This window comes from Flavobacterium anhuiense (assembly GCF_900101855.1).
GTDB classification, from domain to species: domain Bacteria; phylum Bacteroidota; class Bacteroidia; order Flavobacteriales; family Flavobacteriaceae; genus Flavobacterium; species Flavobacterium anhuiense.
Genome location: NZ_FMVC01000007.1, coordinates 53,205 through 70,878 on the forward strand (window position 1 = coordinate 53,205; position 17,674 = coordinate 70,878).

The following is a 17,674-nucleotide window of genomic DNA, read 5'->3' on the forward strand; positions in this document are numbered from 1 at the left end:
ATACTTTCTAATTATTTATGAAATCACGAACAATCCTTCCCTTAATTGAAATAAGCAGAGCATCATTCCATGATATTTCAATTACTTTTCTGGGTTAATTATAATCGCAAAACCGCCTCCAGAAGCCATCTGCACTTTCAGCTTAGCGGCATTTGTAACTTTAATTATTTCGCGCTTATAATCTGTAGGATCTTTTTCGGCATTCAAACCGTCTTTAAAAACTTCTGCTGTAAAGCTTCCTTTTTCAAGGAAAGATAAATCGATTTCTATTTCTCTAGCCGACCAATTGGTTAATCCGCCTACAAACCATGTATTGCCTTTTTTTCTGGCAATGGCCGCATATTGGCCCACTTTTCCATCCAGCGCAACAGTTTCATCAAAAGTGGTTGGAATTTGAGATATAAATGTGGTGCTTTCCTGCTCTTTCATATAAGCTGTTGGACTATCTGCCATCATTTGCAGCGGCGCTTCATAAAGAACATACATTCCCAACTGATGGCTTCTTGTGCCTTGGCTCATGGGCAGCGAATTGCTTGGACGAAAATCTGCTTTTGTAGCATTGCGCATTGCTCCCGGCGTATAATCCATAGGGCCGGCCAGCATTCTTATAAAAGGTATGCTTGCTTCATAATGCGGCATGTCATCATGTGGTGTCCATTTGGCATTTTCCAATCCTTTAACGCCTTCAAAATTCACAATATTAGGGTAGGTTCTTTGAATGCCCGTTGGCTTATACATTCCGTGATAGTCAATAAGAAGTTTGTAAGAAGCCGCTTTATTGGCAATATTATATAGAGAGTTAACCATTTTTTGATCGTCGCGGTCTATGAAATCTATTTTAAAGCCTTTCACTCCCATATTCGAATACTTCGCAAATGCATCGTCTAAAACCTGATTTATCGCATACCATGAAGCCCAAAGAATGATTCCAACATTTTTTTTCTTACCATATTCGATAAGCTCTTTAATGTCCATAGCTGGCGAAATCTTCAAGATATCGGTTTCTTCACTCCATCCCTCATCTATCACCACATATTCAATATTGTTTTTAGAGGCAAAATCAATATAATATTTATAAGTCTGCGTATTGATTCCTGCCTTAAAATCTACTTTCGATATATTCCAATCATTCCACCAGTCCCAAGCAACTTTACCGGGCTTTATCCAGCTCATATCGGAAATTTGTGAAGGCGAAGAAAGTTTTTGAACCATATCATTATTCAAAAGCTCAGTGTCGTTTTCGCTTATTATGACTGCCCTCCAAGGAAAACTTCTGCTGCCATTTGTTTCTGCAATGTAGTTTTCTCTCTCAGAGACCATGTAGTTCATTTTATTATAGCCCCCTAAACGCTCTTTTTTTGGATAACGGGCAAATATTCCCTTCAGGCCATATTGCGCCTCATTATTGCGTGTTAAGAACATCCCAGGATAATCTTGGAGTTCAGCCTCAATAATAGCCGCTTTTTTTCCATTCCCTAAATCAACAAGAAGCGGAGAAATAGCCAATGAATCTTTGACGAATTTAGAAAGCGGAATTTCATCATAAAGCGCTTCAAAAGCAGAAGTGTACATGTCTTTTTCTCTTAAATCGCGAACATAGGGCACAAAAGCTTTATGGTCTTGGCTGAAGTTAAAACTGGCTTCTTCAGATAGTATTGTAATTTTTTTATTCTTATTTGTAAAAAAACGATATGCAACACCATCATTATAGGCTCTTAATATCAGACCAAAATTCCCTTTAAAATTTACAATCAGCTGATTGTATTGGTCGACAACCGTTTTCTTTTTATAAACAGGCGTTTCAAAAATGGTGTTGGAAGCCGAATTTTTAGTGCTTGCAATTTTGGCATTGTTTCCTAAAACCTCTCCGCTGCCCAAGGTTAGTGAAATAGCAGAAGGAGCAACGACTTCTGTATTGTTATGTTTTACAGACCATCGGATTTTGGTGCCGTTTTCTAATTCCATCTCAATCTTTCCGTCGGGAGATTTGAGGTGAAGCACTTGCGCCGATCCGCTTGCTGTTAAAAATATAAAAATAATTGCCTGTAATAAAATCCTGTTCATTTGATGTGTGGTTATTCTAGTTAGTAAATACATGTTTTGGTACGCTTTGAAAAAACTAAAAAAACGTTCGGCTAAGCGTTATCTCTTTTGGAAAACTATTTTTGACATCTCGCTGCACTAATTCATATTGGCAATTTGAATTATAGCTTCGAAGTTTTTTCAACGGGCAAATTTGACAAGAAAAAATAGCTAACTACGGTACGCTTTGTATTAAAAAAGGGCAATAATTGTTGTAATCATCAATATTTTAGACCATATAAAGATGAATTGATTGGATTTCCAAAAAGATCTGCTTCCGCAAATAGACAGTGGCTGAGAAATTAAATATAGGTTCTTGCCCATTGGGTGTAATTGTTCCAAATTTAATTTTAACACATAGAAACATAGATTCAGAAAAGCTTAAAAAAAACGTTTCACTAGTTTAAATGCACATAGTAGCTATGTGAAAGAAATAAATTTCTCTTTTGGAGACTTTAAAAAACATAAAATCTATGTTCCTATGTGTTTAAAATTTTTATACCAACGGGTTAGGTTCTTTTAATTGATCAAGCCTTTTGCTTTAAGCCATCTGCCGCATGCCAGACTCCAATCTGACTCTGTGCCGCCAGATTTGCCAAGTCCGTAGCCATGCCCTCCTTTTTCATAGATATGGAGTTCGCAAGGAATTTTATTTTTCTTTAGCGCTAAAGCATATTCTATACTGTTTTCTACCGGTACAGCATCATCATTCATTGAATGCACTAAAAATGCTGTCGGAGTTTCACTATTGACTTGCAATTCGTTTGAAAAATTATTAACCTGCTCCGCTGATGGTTTTTCACCCAAAAGATTAATTCTCGATCCCATATGTGTGATACCTTCACGCATTGATATTACAGGATATATCAGCAATGAAAAATCTGGACGCGCACTAGTCGCATCTGCATCATCATATACTTTTGCATTAAAATGCGTAGAAAGAGTAGAAGCCAAATGCCCACCGGCTGAAAAACCCATAATGCCAATTTTTTTTGGATCTATTCCCCATTCTTTGGCCCTGCTTCTAACCAAACGGATAGCACGCTGTCCGTCTTGCATAGGACCAACCGATTTATCAGTCATTATTGCAGCATCTGGCAATCTGTATTTTAGTACAAAAGCCGTAATGCCAAGACTATTGAGCCATTGCGCAACCTGTTTTCCCTCATGTCCGATAGCCATTCCAGAATAACCTCCGCCAGGGCAGATAACAACGGCTGTCCCTGTTGCTTTTTCTGCAGGACCAGGATACACATCTAATCTCGGATTCGTAACACGCTGCATCCAGCTATCGTCTGAATTGGTTTCTTTATAATCGGCATTAGCGATTGCGCCTGGCGCTTTCTTATCCCAAAGATTAATGGTTTTACTTTGTCCAAATGTTTTACCTGCTGCCATAAGCATAATAAGCAATGCGATTCTAATTCCTTTTGTTTTCAAAATGCTTTTCATTTTAATTGTCAATATTCTAACTATTTTATTACCCCTGTAAATCCTCCTCTTGGCAGGCACTCAATTTTTAATACGGTGCCTTTTTTTACCTTTATTATCTCAGAAGAAAAAGATTTATCGTCTTTACCGTCTTTTATAAGTTCAAAACTATAAGTTCCTTTCCCAAGGAAATCAAATGTTACAGTTAAAGTCTGAGCCTGATCTTTACCATTTAAGCCTCCAATATACCATTTATCTGCCTTTTTACGGGCGATAATAACTTTTTCTCCGGGATAGCCGTCAATTAATTGAGTATCGTCCCAACTCACCGGCACTTTTTTCAGAAACTCTTTGGCTGGTTCAGGCAACGATCTGTAAGCTGATGGCCTATCGGCAAAATGCTGCAGACCAGACTCAAAAACGACTGCCAAAGCCAGTTCATGACCATAAGAAGTTATATGCGGATGCTGAGAATTGGAAAAAGTAACGGGAGTGTAATCCATCGAGCCTACTACATTTCGAGTAAAAGGGAGCGTGGTATTGTGTACAGCCGCTTTATCTGTAAGTTCAGCCGTATTGTTGTACCATTCTGCTCCATAAACTGCCTCGGTGGACATCAGATTCGGATAGGTTCTTGCCCAGCCTCGAGGAACAGTGGCTCCATGAAAATTTACCATCAGATGATATTTAGCGGCATCCTCTAAAATAGCGATATAATACTGCATCATTTCTTGCTGATCGCCTGCAAAAAAGTCGACTTTAATGCCATACACTCCAATCTTATTTAGCCACGAAAATTCTTTAGCTCTTTTTTCAGCTGTTTGCAAACGATCGTTTGGTGTAGGTTCCATCCAGCTTGTACCAGAATTGTACCATATCATAGGTTTTATAGATTTGCTTTTGGCATAGTTTACCGCATCGATAATACTGCCTCCATTTGCCATTACATCCCATTCCCAGTCAATAAGCACGTATGGCCAGTTCATTTCAACAGCCAAATCGATATAATCCTTCACAATCTGATAATCCTTAGATCCTCGGTTGTTGGCCCAGTAGATCCAAGAAACGGCACCAGGCTTAATCCATTGGATATCTTTCACGCGGCTAGGCACACTTACATCTGTAATAAGAGTAGAAGCCACGATATCAGAAAGTTTTCCAATTACTACGGTATGCCATTGGGAATGCCATGGCTGTTCTGATTGCGCAGCAGAAGGATATGTGATTTGATATTCATCAGCATTTGAAGTGTTCGTTAATCTGGCAGCGCAGTTCTCCTTGCTGATATCAGCTTCAGAAATCAGTGCCCAAACTGGTTGGTCTTGAAGTTTATACAATACTGGAAATCCATATTGCTGTGCCTTATCTGTTGCTGATTCGCCTGTGCTATAAGGAAAAAATCTTTCGTAAGACGGATCGTATGGCTGCATCCATCGGTCCGCTTTTTTCGGCAGGCTGTATGTCGTAGCTTCTCCAGTAATGCTAAGTTTAGAATCGGAAGCATCAGGAAATACATAACGAAAGGCTACTCCGTTGTTATAAACCCTGAATATGATATCTAAAGTCTGATTGTCTGTGTTTTTAAAATGAAATGTTTTTTCGATCGCTGTATTTTCGCAATGCTTGCGCTTGCCACAAATCATCTCGTAGGTATCTTTCACCGAAACAGATTCAGATTGCCCAACAAACAATAGATTCCCCACAAACTGCTGATCCTCTCGTGTGATGCCTAATTTTGATTCCCGCACTACTTCAGAAAGGGTCATTTCGCTTTGGTATAAAACTTTATAAGAAACACCATCAGGCTTGTTTTTATCTGGCAGGTTTAAAATAACCTGCATGCGTCCATCAGGAGAATTGATCTTTTGGGCGTCTATACAGAATGAACATAAAAAAAGGATTAAAAAAAGGCTTTGCCTTGCTGCTGATATCATATTCTTTTAATTATTGAAATGGAACAAAACTTAATTTAAACACATAGAAACATAGATTTTTATTGCTTCTGTTTAAGATTATAGAAAAAGCAAGCTTTAACACATAGTTCTATGTGTATTATTCTAAGTGAAACACCTTTATAGATCTCCTAAAAGCTATGCTTCTATGTGTTAAAAAAGTTTCGTCCAACGGGTTTAATTTGATGTAATAGTAATAGTCTGCGGTTGTAATCCATCTCCAGAAACCGTTACTTTGATTTCTCCTTTCTCGTGCGTGCTTCTAACAATTGCCAGAGCCCTTCCGTGCCAAGCTTTTCGAGTAGGAGATTGATACGGTTCAAAATCCTTTAGATTGGCATTATCGACTGCTTGGATAGTTCCAGGCCCTTGAATTTTAAAAGTAAGGCGTCTATCTGCATTAGGATTCAAAACTCCTTCCCGATCCCTTAGTTCAACTGCAATATAGGACAGATCTTGTCCGTCGGCTTTGATCTCTTTTCGGTCGGCTGCCAACTTAATCTGCACTGCCTCGCCTGCTGTTTTCAGCGTAACGGATTCCTCTTCTTTTTCATTTGCTACACCAACCGCTCTTAAGGTGCCTGATGCATAAGGCACGGTAAAAACAGCTTTAAATTCTTGCTGCTCGCCCGTCTGCTTCTCTCCTAAAAGCTGGCCATTAAGATACAGTCTAACCTTTGGATATTTGGAATACACTTCGACCTCAACATTTTTCCCAGTATATTCAGGCCATGTCCAACTTTCCCATGTAGGATATACCGACCACCAGGTCTGCTTGATTTCCAGAGGTTCAGGTGCCGGCTCACTAACTGCCATATAGAGTTTTTCTTTTTCATTATAAAGCATACTTCTGTAGTGTGCTATAGGTTTTCTCCATCCAATCAAATCTATATCTCCGCAGTAAGCGCCATGCCATGGAAAAAAATCATTTTCCCAATGTTCTCCAGGCACTTCTCCAGAATAATAGCTGCGTCCTATTCCAGATTCTCCCAGATAATCCATGGCTGTCCATACAAAGTCTCCAATGATGTACTTGTTTTTCTGCACTAATTCCCAGTTTTTAAAAGCATCTTTAGGATACGATTCTGTTTGGACTATAATTCTAGAGGGCACTCTTATATGGTCTTGCGGCGCTTTGTCTAAGCTGTAGTTATATCCCGCAACATCGTGCTGAGCCATCAAAGGATCAAATATGTCCCAATTTTTACCGCCATTAACAATAGCCGATGTTATCGGACGGCTTGTATCGATTTTCTTTATTTCTTCAGAAAGCATTTTGGCCGTATTCACTGCATCAGGATCTTCCCTTTCTGGTATTTCATTTCCAATGCTCCACATAAAAATACTCGGATGATTGCGGTCGCGGAGCACCATGGCCTGCAAATCGCGTTTCCACCAGGCATTGAAATAGTTTGAATAGTCATATTTATTTTTCCCAATCTTCCAGCAGTCAAAAGATTCGTCCATAACCAGCAGACCTAATCTGTCGCAAGCGTCTAAAAAGGCTTCTGAAGGTGGATTATGCGATGTTCTTACAGCATTGAATCCGCTGGCTTTTAAAAGCTCCACTTTGCGCTGTTCTGCACGGTCAAAAGCAGCGGCACCCAGAGAACCGTTGTCGTGATGCACGCACCCTCCGTTGAGCTTAATTGTTTTTCCGTTGAGCTGAAATCCATTCTCAACTGTAAATTTAAGAGAGCGGATTCCAAAATCGACAATACTCTCATCAAGGATTTTCTTCTGTTTTGAAACCTTTATTAAAGCTTTATATAAAAAAGGCTGCTGCGGGCTCCAAAGTGCCGGATTGCTAACTTTTATAAGCTGAGTCACGACTTTTTCGCTCTTTGGAGAAAGCGCCACTTTTGTTTCCTGACGCCCCGCGGTATTGGAATTCGGATTTTGGATTAATGCTGTAACGGTAATTTCCTGTAACGATTCGGTTTCATTGATCAGTTTTGTTTCCACACGAACCGTTGCTTTTTTGGCAGAAATCTCGAAAGTACTGATTCCTGTTCCCCATTGCGCTATATGGACTGGATTGGTCTGAATTAGCCAGACATGTCTGTAGATTCCCGATCCGCTATACCAGCGGCTATTCATCTGCTTAGAATTGTCTACACGCACCGCAATCACATTCTGTCCTCCATATTTGAGATACTGAGAAAGATCGTAGCTAAAAGAGGAATATCCGTACGGATAAACCCCAAGCGACTTGCCATTAATAAACACTTCGGAATTCATATAAACCCCTTCAAAATAAATCGCTGTTTTTTGGGTCTTCCAATTCTCTGGCACTGTAAAAGTCTTTCGGTACCAAGCGACTCCTGCGGGAAAATATCCTCCTCCTGCTCCAGTAGGATTCTTTGGATGAACTTTACCTTCAATGCTCCAATCATGAGGCAGATCAAGCTTTCGCCAATCTTTATCATTGAAATTATCGGATGACGCTTTAGTTTCCTCTCCTAAAAAAAATCTCCAATCATCGTCAAAAAGCTGTTTTCTCTTTACGTTTTCCTGTGCATGCAGAGATAAAAAATTTAGAAGCAGCAGGCATAAAAACAGCATGCTTTTCTTTAAATAGTGTATGTGATGCAGAATTGAATTATTCATTTTTGTTATTTGATTTTATGCTGTTCTAAAATAATGCAGCTAAGACGCTACTGCTTTTGGATATATTCTAAAGTAAATCCAAACTCATACGGTCTGCTGCCAGAATTGGTATATTTTTCCATTGTTTTTGCCCCCCAGGAATCATTGCCTCCAACACCATGTATATTTAGATCAATATTTAGGTTTATAAAATCGCGTCTGGCCAGCTGATAGTCATGTCTGGCATTTTCCAAATCTTCTTCTGCATAAGGCCAAGCGCGGAAATTCAGCGGCTGCAATCCCGTTACTTTAATACTGTTTCCGTTTGGAGATTCAAGAGAAAACCAGCGCACATCACTGCGGTTTGCATTATCTTGCGGAGCTGGATACGGAACAATAAAATGTTTCAGATCTTTGTGATATGCTCCTAAAAAAGAAGCTGTTTTTCGGTCTGGATAATTCTCATAAGGGCCTCGGCCATACCAATCTACAGCATTATAATTTTTGGGAATGCGCAGTCTCATTCCAAATTTAGGAATTTGTCCGATAGTATCGTTTAATGGCCTATAAAAAGCTTTTGTGCCTAATTTTCCATCTCCGTTGAGCTGATATTCCAGCATATAATTGGCTCCAATACGGGGAAAATCGACATCAAACTTTACTGTCGCTAAGGTATCTTGTCTGGTTACAGAAACCTTTTTAACCACTCTGTCGGCTGCCGCGTTTTTCCATTTTGAGAACTCTTTTGCATAACCGCTCTGCTTCTGGTTATCGTTTGGCGTTTTCCAGAAATAAGGTTCCAAAGGCCCCACTAACAGCTCCTGATCTTTAATCTTCCAGCTTGTCAAATCACCATTGGTTTTATCGAAAACAAAATTCATAGCATCCGTTTTAAGTTCAATAGCAGCAGGTGTTTCCATTACTTTAACAGTCTTTGCTCCAGAAACGTTGTTTTTCCACTGGTAAGGTTTAATGACAAACTGCTCGCGGGCGATGCAATAGCCTGTTTCTGCCCAAAGTGCGGCGTCTTTTAGCCTTACATAAATATTGAGGCAGATTTCAGAACAGGTTTTCTGTTCGTTCTGAAGATGTGGAAGATCAATAAGAGCAGAAGCGCCTGGCAAAACAGAACCTACGTTCAGAATACCTCTTTGCAAAGATTTTCCTTCGCAGACATATTCATATTCGATATCGAAATTTTGAAGCGGCAGAAAATCAAAACGATTGGTGGCTTTAATGCTTGTTTTCTTTTCATCCTGCATCTGGAAAACGAGAGGCTGATAGACTTTCTGCACCTCATAATAATGCGGATACGGTTTTCGATCAGAAGAAACCAGTCCTCTCATGACAAAATTGCCATCGTTGGGCTTGTCTCCAAAATCTCCGCCATACGCCCAAAATTCACTGTCTTTTAATGTATAATCGTCAGGATGCTGGGTAAGCTTAAACGGAGAACCATCTTTAGCTTTTGGCAGTCCGTGCTCGTCCCATTCCCAGATTGCAGCTCCGCATAGGCTTGGATCTGCATAAATTACATCCCAGTATTCCTGCAGATTGCCTCCAGAATTTCCCATAACATGCGCATACTCGCGCATAATTACGGGTTTGTCTGTGATCCTCTCGCCCAATTTCTTAAAATCCTCGGGATGCAGATAGCTGTCATCATAAAGATCTGATATTTCTCTGTGGGTATCCGAGAAAACCAGACGCGTCTTATCAAGTTTGCGAATGGTATCTGCCATTGCCTTCATATTTTCTCCTTTCCCGCCTTCATTCCCCAATGACCAGAAGATAACGCACGCATGATTTTTGTCTCTTTCAACAAGCGATACTGCACGTTCTATATGAGAAGTTTTCCATAGAGGATCTTCACCCAGCTCTTTATTCCCGAGACCGAAAGCATGGGACTCCTGATTCGCCTCGTCCATTACATAAAAACCGTATTTATCGCAAAGCTCATAAAACAGCGGATCATCGGGATAATGGCTTGTGCGTATCATATTGATATTGGCCTGCTTCATGAGCTCCATGTCTTTCACCATGAGCTGGCGGCTGATATATTTTCCGGTACGCGGATGCATTTCATGACGGTTAATGCCTTTCAATTTCACTGCTTTTCCATTGATGTAAAATACGTCCCCGCGCACTTCAATGCTGCGAACGCCAAAATAGCATTCGGCTCTGTCTACAATCTCATTTTTTTTATTTTTAAGCTCTAGCACAAGCTTGTACAAATCGGGAGTTTCTGCTGACCACAGTTTCGGATTCTCTAGTATGCCGCTAATCGCAAAGGTTCTTTTATCTGATGATGAAACAAATGCTTTTGCCTGAAACTGTTTTTCTATATAATCTCCTGATTTTGAATACCCGCTTATGGCTGCTTCAACTTTCAAACCTGAAACATGCTCCTTATGCCTATTATCCAAACGGACATCGATGGCAACTTCTGCCTTTGAAAAGCTTTTATCCGGAACTGCTTTTACAAAATAATCTCCTATAAAAATTTTAGGTCTTGCAATCAGATCCACATCTCGAAATATCCCGCCCAATCGCCAGATATCCTGATCTTCCATATAACTGCCGTCGCAGTATTTGTAAACCTCTACGGCCAGTTTATTTTCCCCTTTCTCTATATAGGGAGTAATATCGAACTCGGCAGGCGACATAGAGTTTTCGCTAAAACCAACTTTATGTCCGTTTACCCACAGATACATTGCCGACTGGACTCCACCAAAATTAATAAACACCTGTTTATTAAACCAATTATCTGGAACAACGAAACTTGTTGTATAACTCCCTACCGGATTCCTTTCTTTATAAGCTGTAAAATCTTTATCGGGCTCAGCGCTTACTCTTGGAATATCTTTTTTGAAGGGATAGGCGACATTAGTATAAATTGGCGTTCCAAATCCCTGCAATTCCCAACTCCCAGGCACCAGAATAGCATTCCATTTATCTGTAGAAAAATCTTTGGCATAAAATCCAATCGGTCTAGACTGGGGATCAGCAGACCAGTTAAATTTCCACATCCCATTTAGGGACTTAAGCATTGGATTATTTTTTTTCTTCTCGGCAAGAAAACCATAAGCATGGGGTTTTTCCTTATTGATACCATTAACCGCTGGATTCTCCCAGTCATTTACCAGCTGGGCATCTGCAATATTAACCGCAAGAAACACGGCAATGAGAAAGATTTTTTTTATCATGTCAATGGGTTTGAACAATTTTGTATGTTCCTAATTATTAATAACTTTTGGCAGCGCCTTAATACTGTATCTTAAAAACTACCGCTATAGCATTCGGTATAACTTTTGGTTTGGCAATTGCCAGCGAATCATTATTCTGTTTCCATGATATTTTTTCATTGCTTCCCAGCACTTTAATGCTTTTTATTTTTCTGTTTTCTTTTGCTTTGCCAAGAGATTTTACGATTATATCTTCTGAAGGCGCTCCCATAACCGAAACATAAAGCAGATTGCCTTTCTGGTTGAAACGAATGTCTTTCTCAGTTAAGCTGGCCTTACCTTCATTAAAGCCTGCATCTTTTATTGGATTGCTTGTCTCAGCAATCGGCCCTTCTCCAAAAACTTTCCAAGGGCGGGTATCAAAAATACTTTCTTTGTTTACATCCATCCATTTGGCTATCTCTTCAAGAATTGCAATTTCTTTATCATCAATAGAACCATCACCTCGCACTGGAATATTTAACAGCAAGTTTCCATTTTTACTGACAATATCAATAAGCATCTGAACAACCGTTTTGGCTGATTTATATCCGTTGTTGTCATAAATTGCCCTGCTGTAATGCCAGTCGCCAATACAGGTGCAGGTCTGCCAAGCTTCGTTTTGAATCTGGTCGGGCACTCCTCTTTCCACATCCCAAACCATGCATTTTTTCTGTTCTGGAGTCAGCACTTTTCCAAATAAAACTGCTTCCAGCTTGTTATCATGGGCCGCCATGTTGGTATTGTAGTAATGGGCCGCTATTTTCAGGCCTGCATCGCTTACCGGATAAAGCGGAAGTCCCGTATCATCAAAATAAAGAAGTTCTGGTTTATAGGTATTGATTAAATCCATAGTGCGGTTATAAAAGTTTTCGCAATATTCTACAGAAGGAATAGAAGCTCCATTATCCCAGTTCCATTGCCCCCACAAAGAGGTTATGCTTTGCTCGCTTCCAGCGCTTAGCGGATGGTTTTGCGCATATAAAGCCTGAGGATCTAACCCTTCCCACCAAGTGCCAATTCCGTCTTTCTTGGTAAGTTTTCCATCGTAAGGAATTCCAGCATAAGGCCCTTTTTTGTCTGAACGCTGCGAAGTTTCAAACCAAGTCCAAGCATGAGCCGCATGAACGCTTAATCCAAATGGCAATCCCTGTTTTTTAGCCGCCGCAGCCCAGCCTGAAATAATATCTTTTTTAGGACCGACTTTTGTAGAATTCCACGCTTGGTATTTGCTGTTCCATAAATCCAAATTATCATGATGGTTGGCCATAGCAAAAAAATACTGTGCTCCAACTCGTTTATAAAGCGCTACAATTTTTTCGGGATCCCAGTTTTCAGCCTTCCAATCTTTAATAACCTCCTTAAACCCTGCTTTGGATGGGTGTCCATAATGCTCTACATGCCACTTGTACTGCGCTCCGCCTTCATCATACATAAATCGGCCATACCAATCTCCCTGCTCCGGCTGGCATTGCGGTCCCCAATGTGCCCAAATTCCAAACTTAGCATTACGAAACCATTCGGGAGTTTTATACTGTTGGAGAGATTCCCAAGTTGGTTTAAATTTTCCCGAAGCGACTTTTTCAGTGTTTTCTGTAACCGGTGATTGGTATTTTTGCTGTGCCTGTAAAAAACTGGCGCATAGGATACATAAAGCTGTAAATAATTGGTTTCTTTTATTCTTTTTATACATTTTGATTTTTATTTTTTGTTAGCCCTGAACTAACGTGTTTTTAAATTTTTCTTTTCGGCTTTTATTGCAAAAGATTATTGGCTTTCTAATTTACGGCAGATTCTGCTGATACAGGTACATAATCTCTATATGAAAGTCCTAACAGAGATTATTCTACTGTTAGGACTTCTGTCAATTTAATTTATCTGGCTTTTTTAATCATTTTAAATGATTGGAGAAGATTGCCTCCAGTTCCTTCCACTTTTACAATATAGAATCCCGACTGAAGCGTATTTCCCATTGACAGCTGGCTTTGGTCTTTGACTTGGGCAGACTCAACATTTTTTCCGTTAATATCAAAAATTCGCACGTTTATTGGTTCCTTATAATCATTTATTTCAATTTTAAAGCTGCTTGTAAATGGATTTGGAGAACAGATTACAGTAATTTTTTGATCTTGCAGGTTTTCTGCATTAGCACTTAACCTCAAAGTTGCGCTCGATACCGCAGTAAGAGACCATTGCTGGTTATTGCTTGAGCTGAGACTCCACTGGCTTAAATCGGCTCCGTTAGTTGCATTTCCTAAACCATCCAAGTACAATCCGGTCGCTTTATTTTTAAACTTTAAATAGCCCGAACCAGCGTCTTCCTGTATCCATTTCTGCGCTTCACTTCCGCTGTAGTTCCATTGTCCTGCGATTGATGGATTTGCTGTTCTACTCATTCCGTCTATATACAATCCAGTAGCTCTGTTTTTAATCATAACTTCGCTGCCGTTATACTCTAAAGACCATTGCTGAGCACTGCTTCCGCTGTAGTTCCATTGTCCTGCGTTACTTCCATTTGTGGTTCTGCTCATTCCGTCTATCAGCATTCCGGTGCTTCTATTGGAAATGGTATAATAAGATGCGGTTTCAGCAAGATCGTCACCATAAACAAGTCCTCTTCCAACAGTACTCATATATACGCGTCCGTAAATATTCATGTCTCCCATTACGAAGTTTCCATTTCCAGTACCTCCATATTCATGCGCATCATCGTTAACGCGAGTCCAATTGCTGCCTTGGTCTACTGAACGGAAAACTCCCGTAACTCCGCTTACAGTACCCCAGATGTAAATAGTTGGATAAGAAGCGCCAGCCTTCGCTTTACCGATTCCTACTGCTGAAGCATTGCTTACAGCTGTTGAAGGTGTGGTAAAACTAGTTCCTCCATCAACTGACCTTATTAGTCCTCCAGAATTCTTGGCAATCCATAAGTGCCCAGCATACCCAGGAACTGTTCTAATCAGGCTAGATCCCCAAGCTCCAACATTAGAAACCGTATTGAAAGAAGCTCCTCCATCTGTACTTGCTTTTAAATCTCCGTTACTTCCGTTGTAAGCATAAAACTTGTTGTTCGTAACAGCATCAGATACCGGAATTGTATTGAAATTAATTCCTGTTACAGTCGTCCAGCTAGCTCCATTATTGGTAGAACGGTACATAGCACTGGAAGATTCTGGAACATGTAGAATAGTTGCACCGTCATACGAAAGTGCAACCGTTCCGCGTGATCCTGCTAAGTTTGCGGTTGTCTTTGTCCAATCAGTTCCTTGATTGTTGGAATAGTACATATATTCTCCAAGTCTTACAATTTTATTGGTATTTCCTGATGCATAGGCCAATCCAGATGTGGTTCCCATTGCAGGCTTATATTGCGGCGCATATACCGAAACATCAGTATGTTTAAATCCATCATAATCTCCAATGACACTCATTAAAGGTCCGCCTGGAATGCTTATTAAACCTAGTGGAACGCTCTCTTCAAGGCCAATAGCATCAAACTTCCATGAGGTTTTTGATGCATTAAGATCATCACAGGTAAAAATGCCGTTTCCAGATATTACACTGGCCTTATTGGTATTAAACGGATTAAACTTGATATCGCCAGTCCAGTGAATGGATGCTGAAGATCCTGAAATCCAAGTACAGCCATTGTCTAAGACATTGATTCCTGAATTTCCAACCAGATCTCTCCATGATGAACCGCCATCTGTACTTAAAAAGAAACGGTCTGCATAAATTATACTGCCCTGTGCATTAGTGTACTGCGCCATATAAGTATTCATCGAGGAGGCAATCAGACGCTGCGAATTGGAAGGGTCAACATCGATTCCGCCAAAAGGCCCCGAAAAGCCTGATGGCGTAATATTGGTTAGAGCCCCTGCACTGGAAAGCTTCCAAATCTGTCCTGAAGAAGGGTTCCAAGGCCCTTCCTTATCAGCATAAGTGATTAATAAAGCCCTGTTGGAATCTAGCACTGCTCGCTGTGGCATATAATTTACTGTGGCTCCCGAAACGGCATTCCAAGTATTTCCAGCATCTGTACTTTTATAAAGATTGGAAGCTCCAGTTCTGGAAACGCCAGCATAAATAGTCTGGGTGATGCCTCCAGAAACCGATGCAGAATCAAAAATTACAAAACAGATTCCGTTATCATTTGCTGTTGTTGTCACCGGAAATGACGATACCTTAGTCCAAGTCGAACCGCCATTGGTGCTTTTAAACAATCCATCGCGTCTGCTTCCGCAGAAAAGCACATTGGAATTGTTGGGATCTACAGCCAATCGCTCGCCATTAGATCTTCCCATACCGTTTCCATGCGCCTTAAATTGTGAGGTAACTATAGTTTCAGTAAAATTAGCGCCTCTGTCGGTTGATTTTAAAATGGCTGTTTTCTGACCATTAAAATAATCGGTTCCCACCAGCATATATACCACATTATTATTCTGAGGATCGATAGCCAGCGATTCCACTCCCTGATACCCCAACTGGTCTACACTGGTCCAGTCCAACAAAGGTATCCATCTGCTGCTGGATGAATCCCATCGATAGGCTCCCCCCACATCTGTGCGGGCGTATTTTAAATTGGCATCTGTTTTACTTGGAATAATGCCGGTAACAAAACCTGCTCCTCCAATCTGAACATTTTTCCAAACGCTCTGGGCTTGGGAAGCAAAAACTGATAAAATCATTGCATATAATAAGTAAGCTTTTTTCATCTTGATTTGTTTTTAAAAGTTTAAAATATTATCATCCTTACAATCTATTCTCACCCGAACCAATGCTTTTAATTCTTAGCGTTTTAGTACTGATAAGAACTGCCGCACGAGAAATGCGTCATTATACTGCATAATGTAAAAGCAAAAAATTCCTTTTTTCCAGAAATGGCCAATAAATGCCTAATCCTAAAAAACTTTGAAAGAGGGCTATCTTAAAATTTTAGTTAGCCCCTGCTTTAATAGCATCTATCGTGCGTTGATCTTTTACATTAAAATTACTCCTGTCTACAGCTGCTCCTATATCCCACCAAAAAGGTTTAATGCCACGCGCTAATGCTTCTTTGGTTGTAAAGCTTATCCAATAGTCCAGCGAGGCGTTATGCATAGCCAAATCTTTGGGAAGATAAGCAGGATCGCTGCGTCTGTAAGCGCCATATTCCCCCATTATAACCGGTATCCCTTTATCAATAAATTTAGTTTTCATCTTGTTGTAATCAGCAATTATCTCGTCCTCTTCTCCGTATGTAGCATTACGCTCAGGTTCAATGGTCGAATGATGGCCTTTACCCCAGTAGTAAATCAATTTACCCCAGCTCTCATCTTTATTACCGATACAAAACTGTGATGGCGTGTAGTTATGCACCTCAACCATGAGGCGATTTGGCACCTCATCTGTAGGAAGCGTGTTCATCAGATCAAATGTCAATCCAGAATTTGTTTGAGGGCCTTGAACAATGAGAACGCGGTGACTGTTTCTTCCGCCTGTAGAGCGAACAGCTTTAACAAACGTTTGGTGGTATGATGCTAATACTGCCATCTCCTCTGCATTCTTAGCATCAGGTTCGTTAGCGCTGGCGAACATCAGGTGCTCGTCAAAATCACGCATTGCGGTAGCGATTTGTTCCCATAATGCTTTTTGTTTAGCATTTACAGCCTCCTGCTTTGCTTTAGTAATGTTTTTTTCCAGCCATCCACCGTCCCAGTGAATATTAAGCATAACATATATATCGTTACTCACACAATACCCTACGACCTCTTTTACCCTTTTGATCCAATTCTGATCAATATGTGCGGTAGCTTCGTTGTCAAGATGAAAATTCCAGGCACAGGGTATGCGAATAGCGGAGAAACCTAATTGCTTTACAGCTTTTACATATTCCTCTGTGATCACTGGACTACCCCAACCTGTTTCACCACCCGGTGCTTCGAATGTATTCCCAATGTTCCATCCCAGTTTAAATTTGGCAGCCAATTCAACCGCTGTGCTCATCCCTGCAGCATCAGCTGGCTTTGGAGATAAATTATAACTTGGATACAAATTGCCAGTTTGTGTAACTGTTATGCGTCTTGCCTGTCCGTTATCTGCTGTAACAGTCAGCACAGCCGAACGGCTGACTCCGCTGTTATTCGCAGAGGCAGTGAATGTGGTCTTATCCGTCCCTTGAACCCCGCTTAATTTGCTCAACTGCAGCCAAGACGAGGCTGAATTTGTTATGGCCCATTTACTGTTTGCTTCAATTGCAATTGGTTCAGATGTGCCTCCCTCAGGCATAAAAGAAACCGATTCTGCCGAAACTGTCAAATACGGCTCTTCATCTGGATTTTTTGAACAGCTAAATGAAGATGCGCTGATCATAAAGAGCAGCAGCATCTGATATAAGAATTTCTGTTTCATTCAAAT

Annotated in this window: 8 protein-coding genes; all 8 read right to left on the reverse strand. The window is 40.4% G+C overall.

From position 1 onward, the window contains the following. Positions 1 to 81 precede the first annotated feature (81 nt). The 8 genes from BLP44_RS18140 to BLP44_RS18175 all read right to left on the reverse strand — a co-directional run bounded on the left by BLP44_RS18140 (position 82) and on the right by BLP44_RS18175 (position 17,668). Positions 82 to 2,064 (reverse strand): glycoside hydrolase family 97 protein, encoded by a 1,983-nt coding sequence (locus BLP44_RS18140; RefSeq protein WP_091134967.1) that lies wholly within the window; start codon positions 2,062 to 2,064, stop codon positions 82 to 84. A gap of 537 nt (positions 2,065 to 2,601) precedes the next feature. Next, complete coding sequence (locus BLP44_RS18145) at positions 2,602 to 3,522, reverse strand: alpha/beta hydrolase (protein ID WP_244511809.1); 921 nt, start codon at positions 3,520 to 3,522, stop codon at positions 2,602 to 2,604. A gap of 32 nt (positions 3,523 to 3,554) precedes the next feature. After that, the gene (locus tag BLP44_RS18150) at positions 3,555 to 5,447 is read right to left on the reverse strand and encodes a glycoside hydrolase family 97 protein (protein WP_091134971.1); all 1,893 of its coding nucleotides are present in this window, start codon (positions 5,445 to 5,447) and stop codon (positions 3,555 to 3,557) included. A 195-nt stretch (positions 5,448 to 5,642) separates the two neighbouring features. Next, positions 5,643 to 8,075 (reverse strand): glycoside hydrolase family 2 TIM barrel-domain containing protein, encoded by a 2,433-nt coding sequence (locus BLP44_RS18155; protein WP_091134973.1) that lies wholly within the window; start codon positions 8,073 to 8,075, stop codon positions 5,643 to 5,645. A 47-nt stretch (positions 8,076 to 8,122) separates the two neighbouring features. Then, a complete protein-coding gene (locus BLP44_RS18160) occupies positions 8,123 to 11,260 on the reverse strand; it encodes a glycoside hydrolase family 2 TIM barrel-domain containing protein (RefSeq protein WP_091134975.1) in 3,138 nt (1,045 codons plus the stop codon). Positions 11,261 to 11,318: 58 nt separating this feature from the next. Further along, on the reverse strand, positions 11,319 to 12,971 hold the full coding sequence (locus tag BLP44_RS18165; protein WP_091134977.1) for an alpha-L-fucosidase: 1,653 nt from the start codon (positions 12,969 to 12,971) through the stop codon (positions 11,319 to 11,321). Between the two features lie 181 nt (positions 12,972 to 13,152). Beyond that, positions 13,153 to 15,993, reverse strand: a complete 2,841-nt coding sequence (locus BLP44_RS18170) for an RICIN domain-containing protein (RefSeq protein WP_091134979.1) — start codon at positions 15,991 to 15,993, stop codon at positions 13,153 to 13,155. A 220-nt stretch (positions 15,994 to 16,213) separates the two neighbouring features. Continuing rightward, a complete protein-coding gene (locus tag BLP44_RS18175; protein ID WP_091134981.1) occupies positions 16,214 to 17,668 on the reverse strand; it encodes a cellulase family glycosylhydrolase in 1,455 nt (484 codons plus the stop codon). Positions 17,669 to 17,674 lie beyond the last annotated feature (6 nt).